Genomic DNA, 15,862 nt, shown 5'->3' with positions numbered 1-15,862 from the left:
TTCTCCCGCCCCTGTTCGCAGGTCACTGTCAGACCCCCGGACTACTGTCCGAACCATGAGCACAGACCAGCACACCACCCGGGAGTCCTACGACACGGTCGCCACCGACTACGAGAAGCTGCTGAGAGACGAGCTGGCGAAGAGCCCGTTCGAGCGGGCCATGCTGGGGGTGTTCGCCGAGCGGGTGCTGGCAGCCGGGGGCGGACGTGTCGCGGATTTGGGGTGCGGGCCGGGGCGGGTCACCGGGCATCTGGCCTCGCTGGGGCTGGACATCTGCGGCGTCGACCTCTCGCCGCAGATGGTCGCCGTGGCCCGCTGGGCGCACCCGCGCCTCCGGTTCGACGTGGGCACGATGAGCGCGCTCGACTTCGAGGACGGCTGCCTGGCGGGCGCCCTCGCCTGGTACTCCACGGTGCACACCCCGCTCACCGAACTCCCTTCGCTATTACGCGAGTTCCATCGGGTACTCGCTCCCGGGGGGCTCCTCGCGATGGCGTACAAGGTGGGCGACGAGTCCGTCCACCTGACGCACGCCTACGGTCACCCCCTCGATCTCGACGTCCACCGCTTCCCGCCGGACCGGGTCGCCGAGCTGCTGGGGGACGCCGGGTTCGTGGAGTCGGCGCGGCTGGTGCGGGAAGCGGACGGGCCCGGCACCACGGCCAACACCCCACAGGCGTACGTGCTGGCGCGCAAGCCGGCGTGAACCGCCGGCGGGTCAGGACGGGCCCGGGTCTCCGTGGCGGGTGGTGGACAGGCCGTCGCGGCGGTCCCGGTCACCGTCGCCGGTGGTGCTGAGGAGGGTGTCACAGATCTCGCGGAGCTTGTCGGTGGCCTGCTTGGAGAAGAGCCCGCAGAGCCCGGCGATGCCGGAGAAGCCGTACGGGTTGGTCGCCCCGGCGCCGGAGCTGCCGGCGAACAGGCCGCCGCGCAGCAGGAGATAGACCAGGAGCGCGAGGGCCACGCCGATGCCGGCCCGCAGGAGGTACCACCACAGCCAGCTCGCGTAGAGCCGCCGGTTGCCGACATACGTCGCGAAGGACGTGGCCGCGTGGACGAAGCTGCCGAGCGCGCTGCACACGACCACGGCCAGCAGCATCGCCGTGTCGGCGGTCAGTGACCAGTCCCCCAGGCCGAACGGCGACCACCGCGCGGTGGCCGTGGGCTCCGCCCCCGGCTCGACCGTGGCCAACACCACCGGCCAGAGCGTCACGAGGGCTCCGCAGACGAAGACGACGTCGGCGAGGAGGAAGAGGCCCAGGATCGCCGTCGAGACGGTCGACAGTCGGCGCTCGTCAGCGGTGCCGTCGCTTCCGGGGGCGGCCGCGTCGGCGACACCACCCGAGCCGCCGTCACCTGAATTGTCGTCATGCGAGCCGTCGTCGCCACCCGAGCCGCCCTCACCCGAGCCGTCGTCGCCCTCCGAGCTTCCGCTCTCCGAGCCTCCGGCACCCGCGCCGACATCGCCGTCAGCGCCGTCAGCGCCGTCAGCGGTGCGAGGCACGTCACCGCTGTCGACTTCCCCGGCGGTCCTGGTGCCGGCGTTCCCGGCCGCGCTGCCGCCCGACGGTGTGCCGTCGTCGGCGGCGGGCCCGGTGGTGGCACCCCGCCCCCGCTCGTCCGCCTCCGCGGCCGTCGCGAGTCCGTCCTGCCCCTCGGCCCCGCCCCCGTGCGGGCGCCCCCCACCGGTCATCGTGGTCAACTGTCCGCCCCCGTCGTGCTGTTGTCCTGTCGCAACGGTCGGCCCTGCCGCCCCGGGGGGTCAAGTCGGCGGCGCGGTCGGAGTCAGGAGACGCGGAGGCTCGGCAGGTCCGTGAGGGCGGGTGGGCCGTCGTGGTGGATCGGGGTGTGCGCGCCGGTCAGGGAGACCCCGCTGCCACCCCGCCGGTCGGCGACGATCTCGGCGGCGATCGACAGCGCGGTCTCCTCCGGGGTGCGCGCTCCGAGGTCGAGCCCGATCGGGGACCTGAGCCGGGCCAACTCCAGCTCGGTGACTCCGACTTCGCGGAGGCGTTGGTTGCGGTCGAGGTGGGTGCGGCGGGAGCCCATCGCGCCGACGTAGGCGACGGGGAGCCGCAGGGCGAGCCGGAGGAGCGGGATGTCGAACTTGGCGTCGTGCGTGAGAACGCACAGGACCGTGCGGGCGTCCACGGACGTGCGCTCCAGGTACCGGTGGGGCCACTCGACGACGATCTCGTCCGCCTCGGGGAAGCGGGTGCGGGTGGCGAAGACGGGGCGGGCGTCGCAGACGGTCACGTGATGGCCGAGGAACTTGCCGACCCGGACCAGCGCCGACGCGAAGTCGATCGCACCGAAGACGATCATCCGAGGCGGCGGGACCGAGGACTCGACCAGGACCGTGAGCGGCGCTCCGCAGCGTGAGCCCTGTTCTCCGATCTCCAGGGTGCCGGTGCGGCCGGCGTCCAGGAGGGCGCGGGCCTCGGCGGCGACCGTACGGTCCAGTTCGGGGTGGGCGCCGTACCCGCCGTCGTACGAGCCGTCCGGGCGGACCAGCAGGGCCCGGCCCCTCAGTTCCGCGGGGCCGGAGACGATCCGGGCCAGGGCCGCCGCCTCCCCGCCCGCCGCCGCGGCGAGCGCGGCGGCGGCCACCGGGCGGACGGGGTCGCCGGCCCGCACCGGTGTCACCAGGATGTCGATGATCCCGCCGCAGGTGAGACCGACGGCGAAGGCGTCCTCGTCGCTGTAGCCGAAGCGTTCGAGGACGGGTTCGCCGTCCTCCAGCGCCTGGCGGCACAGGTCGTAGACGGCGCCCTCGACGCAGCCGCCGGAGACCGACCCGATCGCCGTGCCGTCGGCGTCCACCGCGAGGGCGGCGCCCGGCTGCCGGGGCGCGCTGCCGCCGACGGCCACCACGGTGGCCACGGCGAAGTCACGCCCCTGCCCGACCCACCGGTGCAGCTCTTCGGCGATGTCCAGCATCTCTCGGTCTCCTCACAGACAACGGTTGCGCGGACGATACTCGGCCCGGGGCCGCGAGGCCCGGTCGGCCTAGTGCACGCCCATCCAGCTCTCGATGGGGTTGAGGGCGAAGAAGACGACGAAGACCGCCGTCAGGGCCCACATGAACGCGCCGATCTCCCGTGCCCGGCCCTGTGCGACCTTGATGGCGACGTAGGAGACGACTCCGGCGGCGACGCCCGCGGTGATGGAGTACGTGAACGGCATGATCACGACGGTCAGGAAGACCGGGATCGCGGTGGCGCGGTCGGACCAGTCGACGTGCCGGGCGTTCGTCATCATCATGGCGCCGATGACGACGAGCGCGGCGGCCGCGACCTCGCCGGGCACGATCGCCGTGAGCGGGGTGAAGAACAGACAGGCCGCGAAGAACAGTCCGGTGACGACGGAGGAGAGCCCGGTACGGGCGCCCTCGCCGACTCCCGTGGCCGATTCCACGAACACGGTCTGGCCCGAACCGCCGGCCACGCCGCCGATCGCGCCGCCCGCGCCGTCGATGAACAGCGCCTTGGACAGGCCCGGCATGCGGCCCTTGTCGTCGGCGAGCCCGGCCTCCGTGCCCACGCCGATGATGGTGGCCATCGCGTCGAAGAACCCGGCCAGCACGAGAGTGAAGACGATCATGCCGACCGTCATCGCGCCGACATCGCCCCAGCCGCCGAACTCGACCTGGCCGAAGAGCGAGAAGTCCGGCATCGAGACCGCGCTGCCGTGCAACTCCGGTGCGCCGCCCGCCCATTGCCTCGGGTCGATGACGTCGAGGGCGTTGAGGAGCACGGCGACGACGGTGCCGCCGACGATGCCGAGCAGGATCGCGCCGGGGACGCCCCGGGCCTGGAGCATGAAGATCGCGAGGAGGGTGACCGCGAAGAGGAGGACGGGCCAGCCGGCGAGTTCGCCGGCTGGCCCGAGGCTGACCGGGGTCGCCTTGCCCTGGTGCACGAAACCGGCCTTGTAGAACCCGATCAGGGCGACGAACAGACCGATCCCCATGGTGATCGCGTGCTTCAGGGCCAGCGGGATGGCGTTCATGATCATCTCGCGGAGGCCGGTGACGACCAGCAGCATGATGATCACGCCGTACATCACGCACATGCCCATCGCCTGCGGCCAGGTCATCTGCGGGGCGACCTGCGAGGCGATGACCCCGGAGACGGAGAGGCCGGCGGCGAGGGCGAGCGGGACCCGGCCGACGACGCCCATGAGGAGCGTGCTGACGGCCGCCGCGAGCGCGGTCGCCGTGATCAGCGCCTTCTGGCCGAGGGTCGCGCCGACGGCGTCCGGGCCGGAGAGGATCAGCGGGTTGAGCAGGAGGATGTACGCCATCGCCATGAAGGTGGTGACGCCGCCGCGGACCTCTCGGGCGACGGTGGATCCTCGGTGGGTGATGTGGAAGTACCGGTCGAGACGGGGCCGGTCGGCCGGGTCGACGGTGCCTTCGGCGACCGTCCTCGGCTTGAGCGACTGTTGGGTCATGGGGCGTTCTCCCAAGGTTCACAGGGACACCCGGCCGTTGCACTGGGCTTCGGCGGGATTTGGGAAGGTGCCCGACCCGGGGGACGGCCCGAGACGAACGGGGTGGTGAGTGAGTGAGCGGGGGTGCGTTGTCGGGTGCGGGTGCGTGGGGGCTGGTCGCGCAGTTCCCCGCGCCCCTTTACGGCATGGGTCGCGCCCGGGGCTTTTAAGGGGCGCGGGGAACTGCGCGAGCAACCACAGCGCACCCGCACCCGCCGACGAACCCGCACCCCCGAGCTCATAGGCGCCCGGCGGCCACTACGCCGTACCGGTCAGATGCTCCGGCCGCACCGGCGTCCGGTTCAACTCCAACCCCGTCGCCGCGCGGATCGCCGCGAGGACGGCCGGGGTGGACGACAGGGTCGGCGCCTCCCCGACCCCACGCAACCCGTACGGCGCGTGGTCGTCGGCGAGTTCGAGCACGTCGACGGGGATGGTCGGCGTGTCGAGGATCGTGGGGATGAGGTAGTCCGTGAAGGACGGATTGCGCACCTTCGCGGTCTTCGGGTCGACGACGATCTCCTCCATCACCGCGATGCCCAGCCCCTGGGTCGTACCGCCCTGGATCTGGCCCACCACGGACAGCGGGTTGAGCGCCTTGCCGACGTCCTGCGCACAGGCCAGTTCGACGACCTTCACCATGCCCAGCTCGGTGTCGACCTCGACGACCGCCCGGTGCGCGGCGAAGGAGTACTGGACATGGCCGAAGCCCTGCCCGGTCCGCAGATCGAACGGCTCGGTCGGCCGGTGCCGCCACTCCGCCTCGACCTCGACGGCCTCGTCCCCGAGGACGTCCACCAGGTCGGCCAGGACCTCACCGCCGTCGGTGACGACCTTGCCGCCCTCCAGCAGCAACTCGGCCGTGGCCCAGGCGGGGTGGTACGTGCCGAACTTGCGGCGGCCCAGCTCCAGCACCTTCTCGCGGACCAGCTCGCAGCTGTTCCTGACGGCGCCGCCCGTGACGTACGTCTGGCGGGACGCGGAGGTCGAGCCGGCCGAACCCACCTGCGTGTCGGCGGGGTTGATGGTCACCTGGGCGACGCCCAGCTCCGTGCGGGCGATCTGCGCGTGGACGGTGATGCCGCCCTGGCCGACCTCCGCCATGGCCGTGTGGACGGTGGCGACGGGTTCGCCGCCGACGACCTCCATCCGGACACGGGCGGTCGAGTAGTCGTCGAAGCCCTCGGAGAAGCCGACGTTCTTGATGCCGACCGCGTAGCCGACGCCCCGGACGACGCCCTCGCCGTGCGTGGTGTTGGAGAGGCCGCCCGGCAGCTGTCGTACGTCGGCCGCCTCGCCCGCCGCGAGCCACTGCTGCTCGGGCGGCAGGGGCATCGCCTTGACGCGGCGCAGGAGTTCGGCGACCGGGGCCGGGGAGTCGACGGCCTGGCCGGTGGGCAGCAGGGTGCCCTGCTCCATGGCGTTGATCTGCCGCAGCTCCACCGGGTCCATGCCGAGCTTCGCCGCCAGCTTGTCCATCTGCGCCTCGTACGCGAAGCACGCCTGGACCGCGCCGAAGCCGCGCATCGCCCCGCAGGGCGGGTTGTTGGTGTAGAGGGCGAGGGCCTCGATGTCGACGTCCTCGATGACGTACGGGCCCGCGCCGAGCGAGGCGGCGTTGCCGACGACGGCCGGGGAGGCGGAGGCGTAGGCGCCGCCGTCCAGGACGATGCGGGCCTTGAGGTGCGTGAGCTTGCCGTCGCGTGTCGCCCCGTGCTCGTAGTACAGCTTGGCGGGGTGGCGGTGGACGTGCCCGAAGAAGGACTCGAAACGGTTGTAGACGATCTTCACGGGCTTGCCGGTGCGCAGGGCCAGCAGGCAGGCGTGGATCTGCATCGACAGGTCCTCGCGGCCGCCGAAGGCACCGCCGACCCCGGCGAGCGTCATCCGGACCTTGTCCTCGGGCAGGCCGAGCACGGGCGCGATCTGGCGCAGGTCGGAGTGGAGCCACTGGGTGGCGATGTAGAGGTCGACGCCGCCGTCCTCGGCGGGCACGGCGAGGCCGGACTCGGGGCCCAGGAAGGCCTGGTCCTGCATGCCGAAGACGTACTCGCCCTCCACGATCACGTCGGCGCGCTTGCGTGCCTCCGCCACGTCGCCGCGGATGATCGGCTGGCGGTGCACGATGTTCGGGTGCGCGACATGGGCGACGTGGTGGTCGTCGCGGCCCTCGTGGACGAGGACGGCGTCCGGCGCGGTCGCGGAGGCCTCGTCGGTGACGACCGGCAGTTCGCGGTACTCCACCTTGATCTTGGCGGCGGCGCGGCGGGCGGTCTCCGGGTGGTCGGCGGCGACGATCGCGACGGGCTCGCCGTGGTGGCGGACCTTGCCGTGGGCGAGGACCGGGGTGTCCTGGATCTCCAGGCCGTAGTTGCGTACGTCGGTCGGGAGGTCGTCGTACGTCATCACGGCGTACACGCCGGGGGTGGCGAGGGCCTCGGCGGTGTCGATGGAGACGATCTCGGCGTGGGCCACGGTGGAGCGCAGGATCTGGCCCCAGAGCATGTCCTCGTGCCACATGTCGGAGGAGTACGCGAACTCGCCGGTGACCTTGAGGGTGCCGTCCGGGCGGAGCGTGGACTCGCCGATGCCGCCCTTGGTGCGGGAGCCCTGGGTGAGGGTGGTGGGCAGGCCGGTGGTTCCCATGGTCAGACCCCTTCGGACTGCCGGGCGGCCGCGAGGCGGACCGCGTCCATGATCTTCTCGTAGCCGGTGCAGCGGCACAGGTTGCCCGACAGCGCCTCACGGATGTCCGCGTCGCTCGGGTTCGGGGTGCGCTCCAGCATCTCGTCGGCCGCGACCAGCAGACCCGGGGTGCAGAAGCCGCACTGGACGGCGCCGGCGTCGATGAACGCCTGCTGGATCGGGGAGAGTTCGGTGCCTTCTCCGGTCTGCGAGTCCTGCCCCCGGGCCGCCCACCGCCTGGCCTCGTCTAGCGAAGTACCGCCCTCCGTGGACGAACCGCAGGCACCCGACGCGCAACCGCCTTGCTCGGCCCGCTGCTTGGCGAAGTCCGCCAGCCCCTCCACCGTGACGACCTCGCGGCCCTCCACCTGTCCGGCGGCCACCAGGCACGAACACACCGGGACGCCGTCGAGGCGGACGGTGCAGGAGCCGCACTCCCCCTGCTCGCAGGCGTTCTTGGAGCCGGGCAGGCCCATGCGCTCCCGCAGCACGTACAGCAGGGACTCGCCCTCCCACACGTCGTCGGCTTCCTGCGGACGGCCGTTGACCGTGAAACTGACGCGCATTACGCGACTCCCTCCGTGTGGGCGGCGGTGCCGCGGTAGGACTCCCAGGTCCACATGAGCGTGCGACGGGCCATGACGCCGACCGCGTGACGGCGGTAGCTCGCGGTGCCGCGTACGTCGTCGATGGGGTTGCAGGCGCCGGCGCACAGGTCCGCGAACTGCTTGGCGACCGACGGGGTGATGATCCGGCCGTTGTCCCAGAAGCCGCCCTCGTCGAGCGCCGCGTTCAGGAACTCCTCGGCGGCCTTGGCCCGGACGGGTGTGGGCGCGGCCGAGCCGATGCCGGTGCGGACGGTGCGGGTGGACGGGTGCAGGGCCAGTCCGAAGGCGCAGACGGCGATGACCATGGCGTTGCGGGTGCCGACCTTGGAGTACTGCTGCGGTCCGTCGGCCTTGTCGATGTGCACCGCGCGGATCAGCTCGTCCGGTGCGAGGGCGTTGCGCTTGACGCCGGTGTAGAAGTCGTCGATGGGGATGAGCCGGGAGCCCCGTACGGACTCGGCCTCGACCTGGGCGCCCGCCGCGAGGAGGGCCGGGTGGGCGTCGCCGGCCGGGGAGGCGGTGCCGAGGTTGCCGCCGACGCCGCCTCGGTTGCGGATCTGCGGGGAGGCGACCGTGTGCGAGGCCAGGGCGAGGCCGGGCAGCTCGGTGCGGAGGTTCTCCATGATCCGCGTGTACGGCACGGACGCGCCGAGGCGGACCGTCTCCTCGCCGACCTCCCACTCGGAGAGTTCGCCGACGCGGTTCAGGTCGAGCAGATACTCGGGCCGACGGTGGTCGAAGTTGATCTCGACCATCACGTCGGTGCCGCCGGCGATCGGCACAGCGGTGGGGTGCTCGGCCTTCGCGGCGAGCGCCTCCTCCCAGCTGGCGGGGCGAAGGAAGTCCATGGACCGGCTCTCTTCTTCGTCTCGGATCGTTCTGTTCAAGCCAGATCGTGTGCGGCGGGCCCGGCTCGTTCATGTGCTGTTCACGTGTTCCGGACCTCAGTACACAGCGCCCTCCCGCACCCCGGTCAGTCACGGAAAACATGAAGGAGTTGGCTGGCCAGGGCCCGCATCTTGTAGATTCGTATGAACAGAGGCCCTCTGCAACCTCTTGGTATTCCCCTGGAAACATCCTTGTTCTCGACACAGGAACGGCGGCGACGAGAATGCGCCTGCGCGCACTGCTGGACACGGACGCGCTGGGTCTGCGGCTGCTCGGCGGCGGGGACGAGCTGGACCGCACCGTGCGCGGTGTGATGACCACCGACCTCAGAGACCCCAGCCGCTACCTCTCCGGCGGCGAGCTGGTGCTCACGGGCCTCGCCTGGCGCCGCGACGCCGCCGACTCCGAGCCCTTCGTACGGCTCCTGGTCGCCGCCGGGGTCACCGCGCTGGCCGCCGGGGAGGCCGAGCTGGGCGACGTCCCCGAGGACCTCGTCGTGGCCTGCGCCCGCCATCGGCTGCCGCTCTTCGCGGTCAACGAGTCGGTGGCCTTCGCAACCATCACCGAGCACGTCGTACGGCAGGTCTCCGGCGAGCGCGCCGGGGACCTGGCGGCCGTGGTGGACCGGCACCGCCGGATGATGACCTCGGGCCCGGCGGGCGGCGGCCCGGACGTCGTCCTGGACCTGCTCGGCTCCGACCTGGACCTGCGCGCCTGGGTGCTCTCCCCCGCAGGCCGGCTCGTCGCGGGCCCCAAGGGCGCCGGACCGGCGCTCCCCGCCGAGCTGCGCGCACGGCTGTCCGCCGAGCACCTGGCGGCGACGCGGACCGGGCGGCGCGGACCGCACCGCGTGGCCGTCGGCACCACCACGTACTCGCTGTTCCCGATCGGCGGCGTGGGCCGGGACCCGGACTCCGGCGGCGCCCCCCGCGACGTGCGCGAGACCCTGCTGTCGGACTGGCTTCTCGCGGTCGAGGCCGATGCCGGCGACTGGCCCGCCGAACGGCTCGACCTGCTGCACGGCGTCACCCAGCTGATCGCGGTCGAGCGCGACCGCCGCGACGCGGCCCGTACGGTACGGCGCCGGCTCGCGCAGGAGGTCCTGGAGCTGGTGCAGGCGGGGGCGGCCCCGGCCGAGATCGCGGCCCGGCTGCGGGTGGCCGCGCCGGTGCTGCTGCCGGGCCTCGGTGCGGCACCGCACTGGCAGGTCGTCGTGGCCCGGGTCGAGTGGGAGGGCGGCGAGGTCGACAGCGGTCCGGTCACCCAGGCGCTCCTGGAGGAAATTCTCGTCGATCCCCTGTCCACGGGCCCCGAGCCCTCCGACCGCATCGCCGTCGCCCACACGGGTGAGGAGGCCATCGCCCTGGTCCCCCTCCCTGCGGTCTCCTCCGAGCACGACGGCTCCGAGTCCGGCATCCACGCCGACGCCCTCCTCACGGCCGTACGCGGCCCGCTGAGCGCCGGCCTCGACGACGACGGACGGCTCACCCTGGGCGTCAGCGCGGCCGTGCACTCCGCCGAGGGGCTGCGCGGCGCCCTGGAGGAGGCCCGGCACGCCCGGCGGGTGGCGGCGGCGCGCTCCGGCCGGGTGTGCGCGGCCGGGCACCAGGAGCTGGCCTCGCACGTCCTGCTGCTCCCCTTCGTCCCCGACGACGTGCGCCGCGCCTTCACGGCCCGGCTCCTGGACCCGCTGCGCGACTACGACCGTCGGCACCGCGCCGAGCTGATCCCCACCCTGGAGGCGTTCCTGGAGTGCGACGGCTCCTGGACGCGCTGCGCCGCCCGCCTCCATCTGCACGTCAACACGCTGCGGTACCGGGTGGGCCGCATCGAGCAGTTGACGGGCCGGGACCTCTCCCGACTGGAGGACAAGCTGGACTTCTTCCTGGCCCTGCGCATGAGCTGAGCCCAGGGGGTGGTGGACGAAGATCAAGTGCGCCGTCCGCACCCCATGACTTTGTGAATTCCTTCACCCACCCCCTTGGCCGGGCCCCGGAATTCGTGCTGAGATGCCGCCACCACTCAAAGCTCAAGGACGTGCTCGGGGAGGGCAACGTGGCGCATACCGCCATGTCTGGTGACGGAACGACAGCCGGTGACGATCCACTCCAGACCGCGGTATGGCGGCTGCGCTCACGCGCCTGCTGGGTCGACGCGGCCGCCCTGATCGAGCCCGACGGTCCACGGGCCTCGCTCCAGCGCACCGCGCTGCTCGTCGAGCGCTGCCTCTACACCGAGCAGGGCTGGGAGGACGCCGAGGACGCGCTGCGCACGGCCGAGGCGCAGGCCCGCACCGACGACGAGCGCGGCGCGGCGGCCTGCGAGCGCGGCCAACTGGCGTACGCGGCCACGCTGCTCGGGGTGCGGGACCGCTCCGACGAGGCGCGGGCCGCGCTCGGCCGGGCGGCGGCCCTGATCGCGCCCGGCGCGCCCGGGCGGGCCCTGCTCGACTTCCGCCGGGGCCTCATCGCGGAGAACCTCGCCCGTTCCCCGCAGGCCGCGCGAGCCGCCTACCGCCGGGCCCATGCCGGTGCCACCGCTCATGACGACCTGCTCCTGCAGTCCTTCACTTGGCGCCATCTCGCCGGGCTCGCGCTGCGGGAGGGCGAGTTGGCCGAGGCGCGGCACGGTTTCGCCGAGTCCCTGCGCATCCGGGAGGAGTTGGGCTATCTGGTGGGCACCGCCCCGGCGCTCGTCTCCCTCGCCGAGACGGAGTCCGAACCGGAGGCGTCGCGACTGCGGGAGGAGGCGGGGCGGTTGTTCCGGCTGCTGGGTGGTGTGCCGACGTGGTTGGCGCGGCAGCTGGCACCGCCGCCGGCGGCGACGGCGTGACGGTTTGACGGCGCCTCATGGCTCGGGGGTGCGGGTGCGTCGGCGGGTGCGGGTGTGTGGGGGCTGGTCGCGCAGTTCCCCGCGCCCCTGAAAAGCCGGGGCTGCGCCCCGCGCTTTTCAGGCCGGCAGGGCCTGGGTTTTTTAGGGGCGCGGGGAACTGCGCGAGCAACCACGGACCACCCGCAGCCGCCGACGCACCCTCAGCCCCCCACCCCGAAATGCCGCTCCACCAGACAGCACGCGGCCTCCAGGTCCCCCGCCACCAACGCGTCCAACAACGCGATGTGCTCCGCGGCGTCAGCCATCAGTTCCACCCGGCCCCCGCTGCCGGACGCCCCCACGGGGCCACCCCCCAGCGGCAGTTGTGTCCGCCGGTGGAGGTCGTCCGTGATCTGCAGCAGCTGCTCGTTCCCGGACAGCCCCAGCACCCCACGGTGGAAGGCCCGGTCCGCCTCCCCGTACGTCGCACGGCACCCGGAGGACGCCGCCCGCGCCGTCTCGTCGGCGAGGGGCCGCAGCTCGCCCCAGCGGTCCCCCGGCAGCGTCCGCGCGAGCCTCATGATCACCGGCACCTGGAGCAGCGCCCGTACCTCCGCCAGCTCTGCCAGTTCCCGGGCACCCCGTCGTACGACCCGGAAGCCCCGGTTGGGCACGACCTCGACCGCGCCCTCGATGGCGAGTTGCTGCATCGCCTCGCGGACGGGCGTCGCGGAGACCCCGAACCGCTCACCCAGCGCGGGCGCCGAGTAGACCTCGCCCGGCGTCAGCTCCCCACCGGCTAGCGCGGCCCGCAACGCGTCGAGGATCTGCCCGCGCACGGAGGCGCGCTGGACGACGGCGCGCCCCTCGGCGCGCGGCAGCGGGATCGGGACCTCGCTGTGCGTGTGCTCGCCCCGCGCGGCGTCGGCGCGAGGCCCGGTGTCGGCGTGGCGCGCGGCCGCGGTGCCGTCGGCCGCGATGCCCCGCTCCCGGTCGACGTCCGCGACCCCGGGCTGCGCGGGCACGCGATAGGCAGACGCCGGACGCGCCGTGGCGGGGTCCGGCGCGCTCATGGCCGTGGCCTCGCGCGGGCGCGGTCCGGCCTGCTCCACGGGTCCTCCTCCGAGCCGAGTCGAGTGTCGAACGGGTCGAGTAGCGCGGCCGACGGGGTACATGGGGGCGGTTAGGTCACTACTCGGGTTGTTACCGGTCGTAAAGCACCATAGGCGCACATGCCCTCAGTTCAAACCTCGACCACCTCGGGTAAGGTAAGCCTTAGTTGGCAGCGACGGCGAAACGGCGGTCTCCGTATGCCCCGGACAGCACCGGCACCGGCACCCACTTCACGCAGGTCGCCCGTGGCGGCGTCGTACGCGCGCCTCACCGAGGTCCTGCCGGTGATGAGCGTGACAGAACTCTCCCCCACGGATCCCCTGCCCGACGGTGAGGGGTGGGTCTCCGCGGCCGGGCTCGCGGCGGCGGGGGCCGAGCTCGACGCGTTCCTGGCGTGGGACGAGGCCCAGATACTGCGGGACCACGGCCGCAAGGGCCGCCCGGACGTGGTGGCGACCTTCGGACTGCACCGCTACTCCTGGTACGCCTGTCTGCTCTTCACCGTCCCCTGGTTCCTCCAGCGCCGGGTGCCGCGCTTCCCCGCCGAGCACGTGGCGTTCCAGCGCGAGCAGAGCCGACTGGTGGTGCGAGGGGAAACGTTCAGCTGCCTGCCGGACGATCCGGCGGCCGGCGAACCCGGCGCCCGTGTGGTGGCGGACGAGGAGGCCCTGCGGGCCGAGGTGCGCTCCGCGTTCGCCGAGCACATAGAGCCGGTGCTGGGCGGCTTCGGCCCGCGGATGCGGCGGCGCGGACGCGCGCTGTGGGGCATGGCGACCGACGAGATCGTCGAGGGCATCTGGTACATCGCCGAACTCCTGGGCCCCGACGAGCAGGAGCGCTGCCGACGCGAGCTGGAACTGCTGCTCCCGGGCGCGACCCGCCCGTACGTGGGCACGGCGGGCTTCCGTGAACTGACCGGCCCCGGCGGCGAGTCACTGCCCACCCGGGACCGGGCGAGCTGCTGCATGTTCTACACACTGGTCCCCGAGGACACCTGCGTCACCTGCCCGCGCACGTGCGAGACGGAGCGGATCGCCAAACTCACGGCCGTCGCCACGGGTTGACGGCGCCTCATCGCCGTCGTGGAGGCCGGGTGCAGGGCGACCCCCCGGCGATCGCCTGCGGCATGTGTCGTAAGATCCACTCCGGGTGGGAGCCTCGTTGGGTTACAGGTGGTTCACAAATTCCTCACTTGTCGCAGGAACTTTCCGTGGAACCACTCGAACGGGTAATCTCACTCGCACTCAACTCCCGTCCCTCGCGCGGTAGTTCGAGCAGAATGCCGCCTAGCGTCACTCATTGCACTTCTTTGGCGGTCTCTTGCCCCGAAACCCCCTGAGGGCCGCGAGGATTGGGCCACTATGGCGGGCGTTACGCCCTATCCCAATGCAAGGGACCCCTGATGAGATTGACCGACATATCGCTGAACTGGCTGCTTCCGGGCGCCGTACTGCTCCTGGGCATGCTGGCGGCGGTTGCGGTGCTCGCGCGCGGCAAGCGCTCCGGGGAGCACGCGAAGACAGAGGATTCGTGGGAACGCAGCGAGGAGCGCCGTAGGCGCAAGGAGGCCCTCTACGGCACGGCTTCCTACATCCTCCTCTTCTGCTGTGCCGCGGTCGCCGCCGCGCTCTCCTTCCGCGGCCTGGTGGGCTTCGGTGAGCAGAACCTGGGCCTCACCGACGGGTGGCAGTACCTGGTCCCGTTCGGCCTGGACGGTGCCGCCATGTTCTGCTCGGTCCTCGCCGTGCGCGAGGCCAGCCACGGTGACGCGGCCCTCGGCTCCCGCATACTCGTGTGGACGTTCGCCGGTGCGGCGGCCTGGTTCAACTGGGTGCACGCGCCCAGGGGCCTCGGCCACGACGGCGCCCCGCAGTTCTTCGCCGGCATGTCCCTGTCCGCCGCGGTGCTGTTCGACCGCGCGCTGAAGCAGACCCGCCGGGCCGCGCTGCGCGAGCAGGGCCTCGTACCGCGTCCGCTGCCCCAGATCCGTGTCGTGCGCTGGCTGCGGGCCCCGCGCGAGACGTACAGGGCGTGGTCGCTGATGCTCCTGGAGGGCGTGCGCAGCCTCGACGAGGCCGTGGACGAGGTGCGCGAGGACAAGCGGATCAAGGAAGAGAACCGGACGCGCAAGCGCGAGCAGGAGCGTCTGGAGCGCGCCCACCTCAAGGCGATCAGCCGGGGCCACCGGGGTCTGCCCGGTCGTGGCGGCGGCGGTGGCGGTGGTGGACGCCAGGTCGACACCACCGTGGAGCGCGTGCCCGCGGCCCAGGTGGCCTCGGACTCCGCCATATCCACGCCCGAGCAACTGCCCGTGCGTACGCGTCCCTCCCTGCAGCCCGTCCGCAACGGCGCTGACAAGTCGATCACGGTCGACCTCACCGCGGAGGACGACACCATGGCCCTGCCGCGGCTCGACTCCCTGGAGCGCAAGCTCAAGGACCTGGAGCAGCAGTTCGGCTGAGCGGTACGAGCCACACATCGGACAGGGGCGCGGCAGCGAGCCGCGCCCCTGTCCGTTGCCCGTCTCATGTCCGTTGTCCGTCCAACGGTTGTCCCTCTGTCCGTCGCGGCGGCTCCGTTGTCCGTCGCGGCGACCTAGGTCAGACCGCCGTCGAGGTCGAACCACACCGCCTTGCCCACCCCGTGCGCCCGTACCCCCCAGGCGTCGGCGAGGGACTGGACGAGGAGAAGGCCGCGTCCGTTCGTGCTGTCGTCGGCGGGCGCGACCCTCGGCCGGGGCCTGCGGCCCACGAAGTCCCGTACCTCCACGTGCAGTCCGCGGGGCGAGACGGTGGCGGTCAGCACCGCGTCGTGGTCGGTGTGGATGATCGCGTTGGTGACCAGCTCGCTCGTCAGCAGCTCCGCTATCTCCGATCTTCCCGGGCGCCCCCATTGCCGCAGCAGCTCCCGCAGCGCCCTGCGGGCCTCGGGCACCGCCCTCAGGTCGGCCCGCCCGAGTCTGTGCCTCAGCTGGCCGGCACCGGCCTTGTCCGCCGCTTCGCCGACCGCCTCCTCCGTCTCCGCCGAGGAGGCCCCGATCGCCGTGGGACCGCCCCCTCGTGCCTGCCTCTTCATGACCCCCGCCCACGCGCCGATGACGTTTCCTTCCTGCTCGAACACGTACACGGGGATCCATGCCCCCGTCCGGATCGCGGCACTCATGTCGAATCGTCAACGACCGTCCGTACGCTTTCAAACGCACAGAGTCAAGCCAGCTGTCGGTACCTTGTGAGAGCGCTTCCCCTGTCGTGAAACCCCCGCAC

At 72.3% G+C, this 15,862-nt stretch carries 13 protein-coding genes; 5 read left to right on the top strand and 8 right to left on the bottom strand.

Features of this window, described 5'->3' with window-relative positions; genetic code table 11:
• Positions 1–55: 55 nt before the first annotated feature.
• The gene (locus L3078_RS36180) at positions 56–706 is read left to right on the top strand and encodes a class I SAM-dependent DNA methyltransferase (RefSeq protein ID WP_239758140.1); all 651 of its coding nucleotides are present in this window, start codon (positions 56–58) and stop codon (positions 704–706) included.
• A 12-nt stretch (positions 707–718) separates the two neighbouring features.
• Here the strand turns inward: L3078_RS36180 and L3078_RS36175 are convergent, their stop codons facing one another.
• From L3078_RS36175 to L3078_RS36150, 6 genes are all read right to left on the bottom strand, one after another.
• Positions 719–1,693 (bottom strand): hypothetical protein, encoded by a 975-nt coding sequence (locus tag L3078_RS36175; protein ID WP_239758139.1) that lies wholly within the window; start codon positions 1,691–1,693, stop codon positions 719–721.
• A gap of 92 nt (positions 1,694–1,785) precedes the next feature.
• Positions 1,786–2,940, bottom strand: a complete 1,155-nt coding sequence (locus tag L3078_RS36170) for an XdhC family protein (protein WP_239758138.1) — start codon at positions 2,938–2,940, stop codon at positions 1,786–1,788.
• 69 nt (positions 2,941–3,009) lie between these two features.
• Positions 3,010–4,455 (bottom strand): NCS2 family permease, encoded by a 1,446-nt coding sequence (locus L3078_RS36165; RefSeq protein WP_239758137.1) that lies wholly within the window; start codon positions 4,453–4,455, stop codon positions 3,010–3,012.
• A gap of 297 nt (positions 4,456–4,752) precedes the next feature.
• On the bottom strand, positions 4,753–7,140 hold the full coding sequence (locus L3078_RS36160; protein ID WP_239758136.1) for a xanthine dehydrogenase family protein molybdopterin-binding subunit: 2,388 nt from the start codon (positions 7,138–7,140) through the stop codon (positions 4,753–4,755).
• A gap of 2 nt (positions 7,141–7,142) precedes the next feature.
• Positions 7,143–7,745 carry a (2Fe-2S)-binding protein gene (locus L3078_RS36155; protein ID WP_239758135.1) on the bottom strand — a complete coding sequence of 201 codons (603 nt, stop codon included), beginning with the start codon at positions 7,743–7,745 and terminating at the stop codon, positions 7,143–7,145.
• Positions 7,745–8,635 (bottom strand): FAD binding domain-containing protein, encoded by an 891-nt coding sequence (locus tag L3078_RS36150; RefSeq protein ID WP_239758134.1) that lies wholly within the window; start codon positions 8,633–8,635, stop codon positions 7,745–7,747. Before L3078_RS36150 ends, L3078_RS36155 begins: the two co-directional genes overlap by 1 nt.
• Before the next feature lie 263 nt (positions 8,636–8,898).
• On the opposite strand from L3078_RS36150, the gene L3078_RS36145 reads away from it, so the two are divergent.
• Positions 8,899–10,581, top strand: coding sequence for a PucR family transcriptional regulator (locus tag L3078_RS36145; RefSeq protein ID WP_239758133.1), 1,683 nt, complete (start codon positions 8,899–8,901; stop codon positions 10,579–10,581).
• 149 nt (positions 10,582–10,730) lie between these two features.
• The gene (locus tag L3078_RS36140) at positions 10,731–11,507 is read left to right on the top strand and encodes a hypothetical protein (RefSeq protein ID WP_239758132.1); all 777 of its coding nucleotides are present in this window, start codon (positions 10,731–10,733) and stop codon (positions 11,505–11,507) included.
• Between the two features lie 200 nt (positions 11,508–11,707).
• Here the strand turns inward: L3078_RS36140 and L3078_RS36135 are convergent, their stop codons facing one another.
• Positions 11,708–12,598 carry a GntR family transcriptional regulator gene (locus L3078_RS36135; RefSeq protein WP_392312619.1) on the bottom strand — a complete coding sequence of 297 codons (891 nt, stop codon included), beginning with the start codon at positions 12,596–12,598 and terminating at the stop codon, positions 11,708–11,710.
• A 198-nt stretch (positions 12,599–12,796) separates the two neighbouring features.
• On the opposite strand from L3078_RS36135, the gene L3078_RS36130 reads away from it, so the two are divergent.
• Both L3078_RS36130 and L3078_RS36125 read left to right on the top strand, forming a co-directional pair.
• Positions 12,797–13,663 carry a (2Fe-2S)-binding protein gene (locus L3078_RS36130; protein WP_239758131.1) on the top strand — a complete coding sequence of 289 codons (867 nt, stop codon included), beginning with the start codon at positions 12,797–12,799 and terminating at the stop codon, positions 13,661–13,663.
• Positions 13,664–14,001: 338 nt separating this feature from the next.
• Positions 14,002–15,060 carry a DUF2637 domain-containing protein gene (locus L3078_RS36125; RefSeq protein WP_239758130.1) on the top strand — a complete coding sequence of 353 codons (1,059 nt, stop codon included), beginning with the start codon at positions 14,002–14,004 and terminating at the stop codon, positions 15,058–15,060.
• A gap of 134 nt (positions 15,061–15,194) precedes the next feature.
• On the opposite strand, the gene L3078_RS36120 is transcribed toward L3078_RS36125, so the two are convergent.
• The gene (locus L3078_RS36120) at positions 15,195–15,674 is read right to left on the bottom strand and encodes an ATP-binding protein (protein WP_239760598.1); all 480 of its coding nucleotides are present in this window, start codon (positions 15,672–15,674) and stop codon (positions 15,195–15,197) included.
• Between the last annotated feature and the right edge of the window lie 188 nt (positions 15,675–15,862).

The sequence above is a fragment of the Streptomyces deccanensis genome, from assembly GCF_022385335.1.
Taxonomy (GTDB): Bacteria; Actinomycetota; Actinomycetes; order Streptomycetales; family Streptomycetaceae; genus Streptomyces; species Streptomyces deccanensis.
This window is presented reverse-complemented; position numbering and strand designations above follow the sequence as displayed.

Bases quoted from the DNA above. Each gene is read 5' to 3' on its own strand.
- L3078_RS36150 (WP_239758134.1), bottom strand. From the start codon at position 8,635: ATGGACTTCCTTCGCCCCGCCAGCTGGGAGGAGGCGCTCGCCGCGAAG.
- L3078_RS36165 (WP_239758137.1), bottom strand. From the start codon at position 4,455: ATGACCCAACAGTCGCTCAAGCCGAGGACGGTCGCCGAAGGCACCGTC.
- L3078_RS36125 (WP_239758130.1), top strand. From the start codon at position 14,002: ATGAGATTGACCGACATATCGCTGAACTGGCTGCTTCCGGGCGCCGTA.
- L3078_RS36175 (WP_239758139.1), bottom strand. From the start codon at position 1,693: ATGACCGGTGGGGGGCGCCCGCACGGGGGCGGGGCCGAGGGGCAGGAC.
- L3078_RS36170 (WP_239758138.1), bottom strand. From the start codon at position 2,940: ATGCTGGACATCGCCGAAGAGCTGCACCGGTGGGTCGGGCAGGGGCGT.
- L3078_RS36130 (WP_239758131.1), top strand. From the start codon at position 12,797: ATGCCCCGGACAGCACCGGCACCGGCACCCACTTCACGCAGGTCGCCC.
- L3078_RS36180 (WP_239758140.1), top strand. From the start codon at position 56: ATGAGCACAGACCAGCACACCACCCGGGAGTCCTACGACACGGTCGCC.
- L3078_RS36120 (WP_239760598.1), bottom strand. From the start codon at position 15,674: ATGAAGAGGCAGGCACGAGGGGGCGGTCCCACGGCGATCGGGGCCTCC.
- L3078_RS36155 (WP_239758135.1), bottom strand. From the start codon at position 7,745: ATGCGCGTCAGTTTCACGGTCAACGGCCGTCCGCAGGAAGCCGACGAC.
- L3078_RS36145 (WP_239758133.1), top strand. From the start codon at position 8,899: ATGCGCCTGCGCGCACTGCTGGACACGGACGCGCTGGGTCTGCGGCTG.
- L3078_RS36160 (WP_239758136.1), bottom strand. From the start codon at position 7,140: ATGGGAACCACCGGCCTGCCCACCACCCTCACCCAGGGCTCCCGCACC.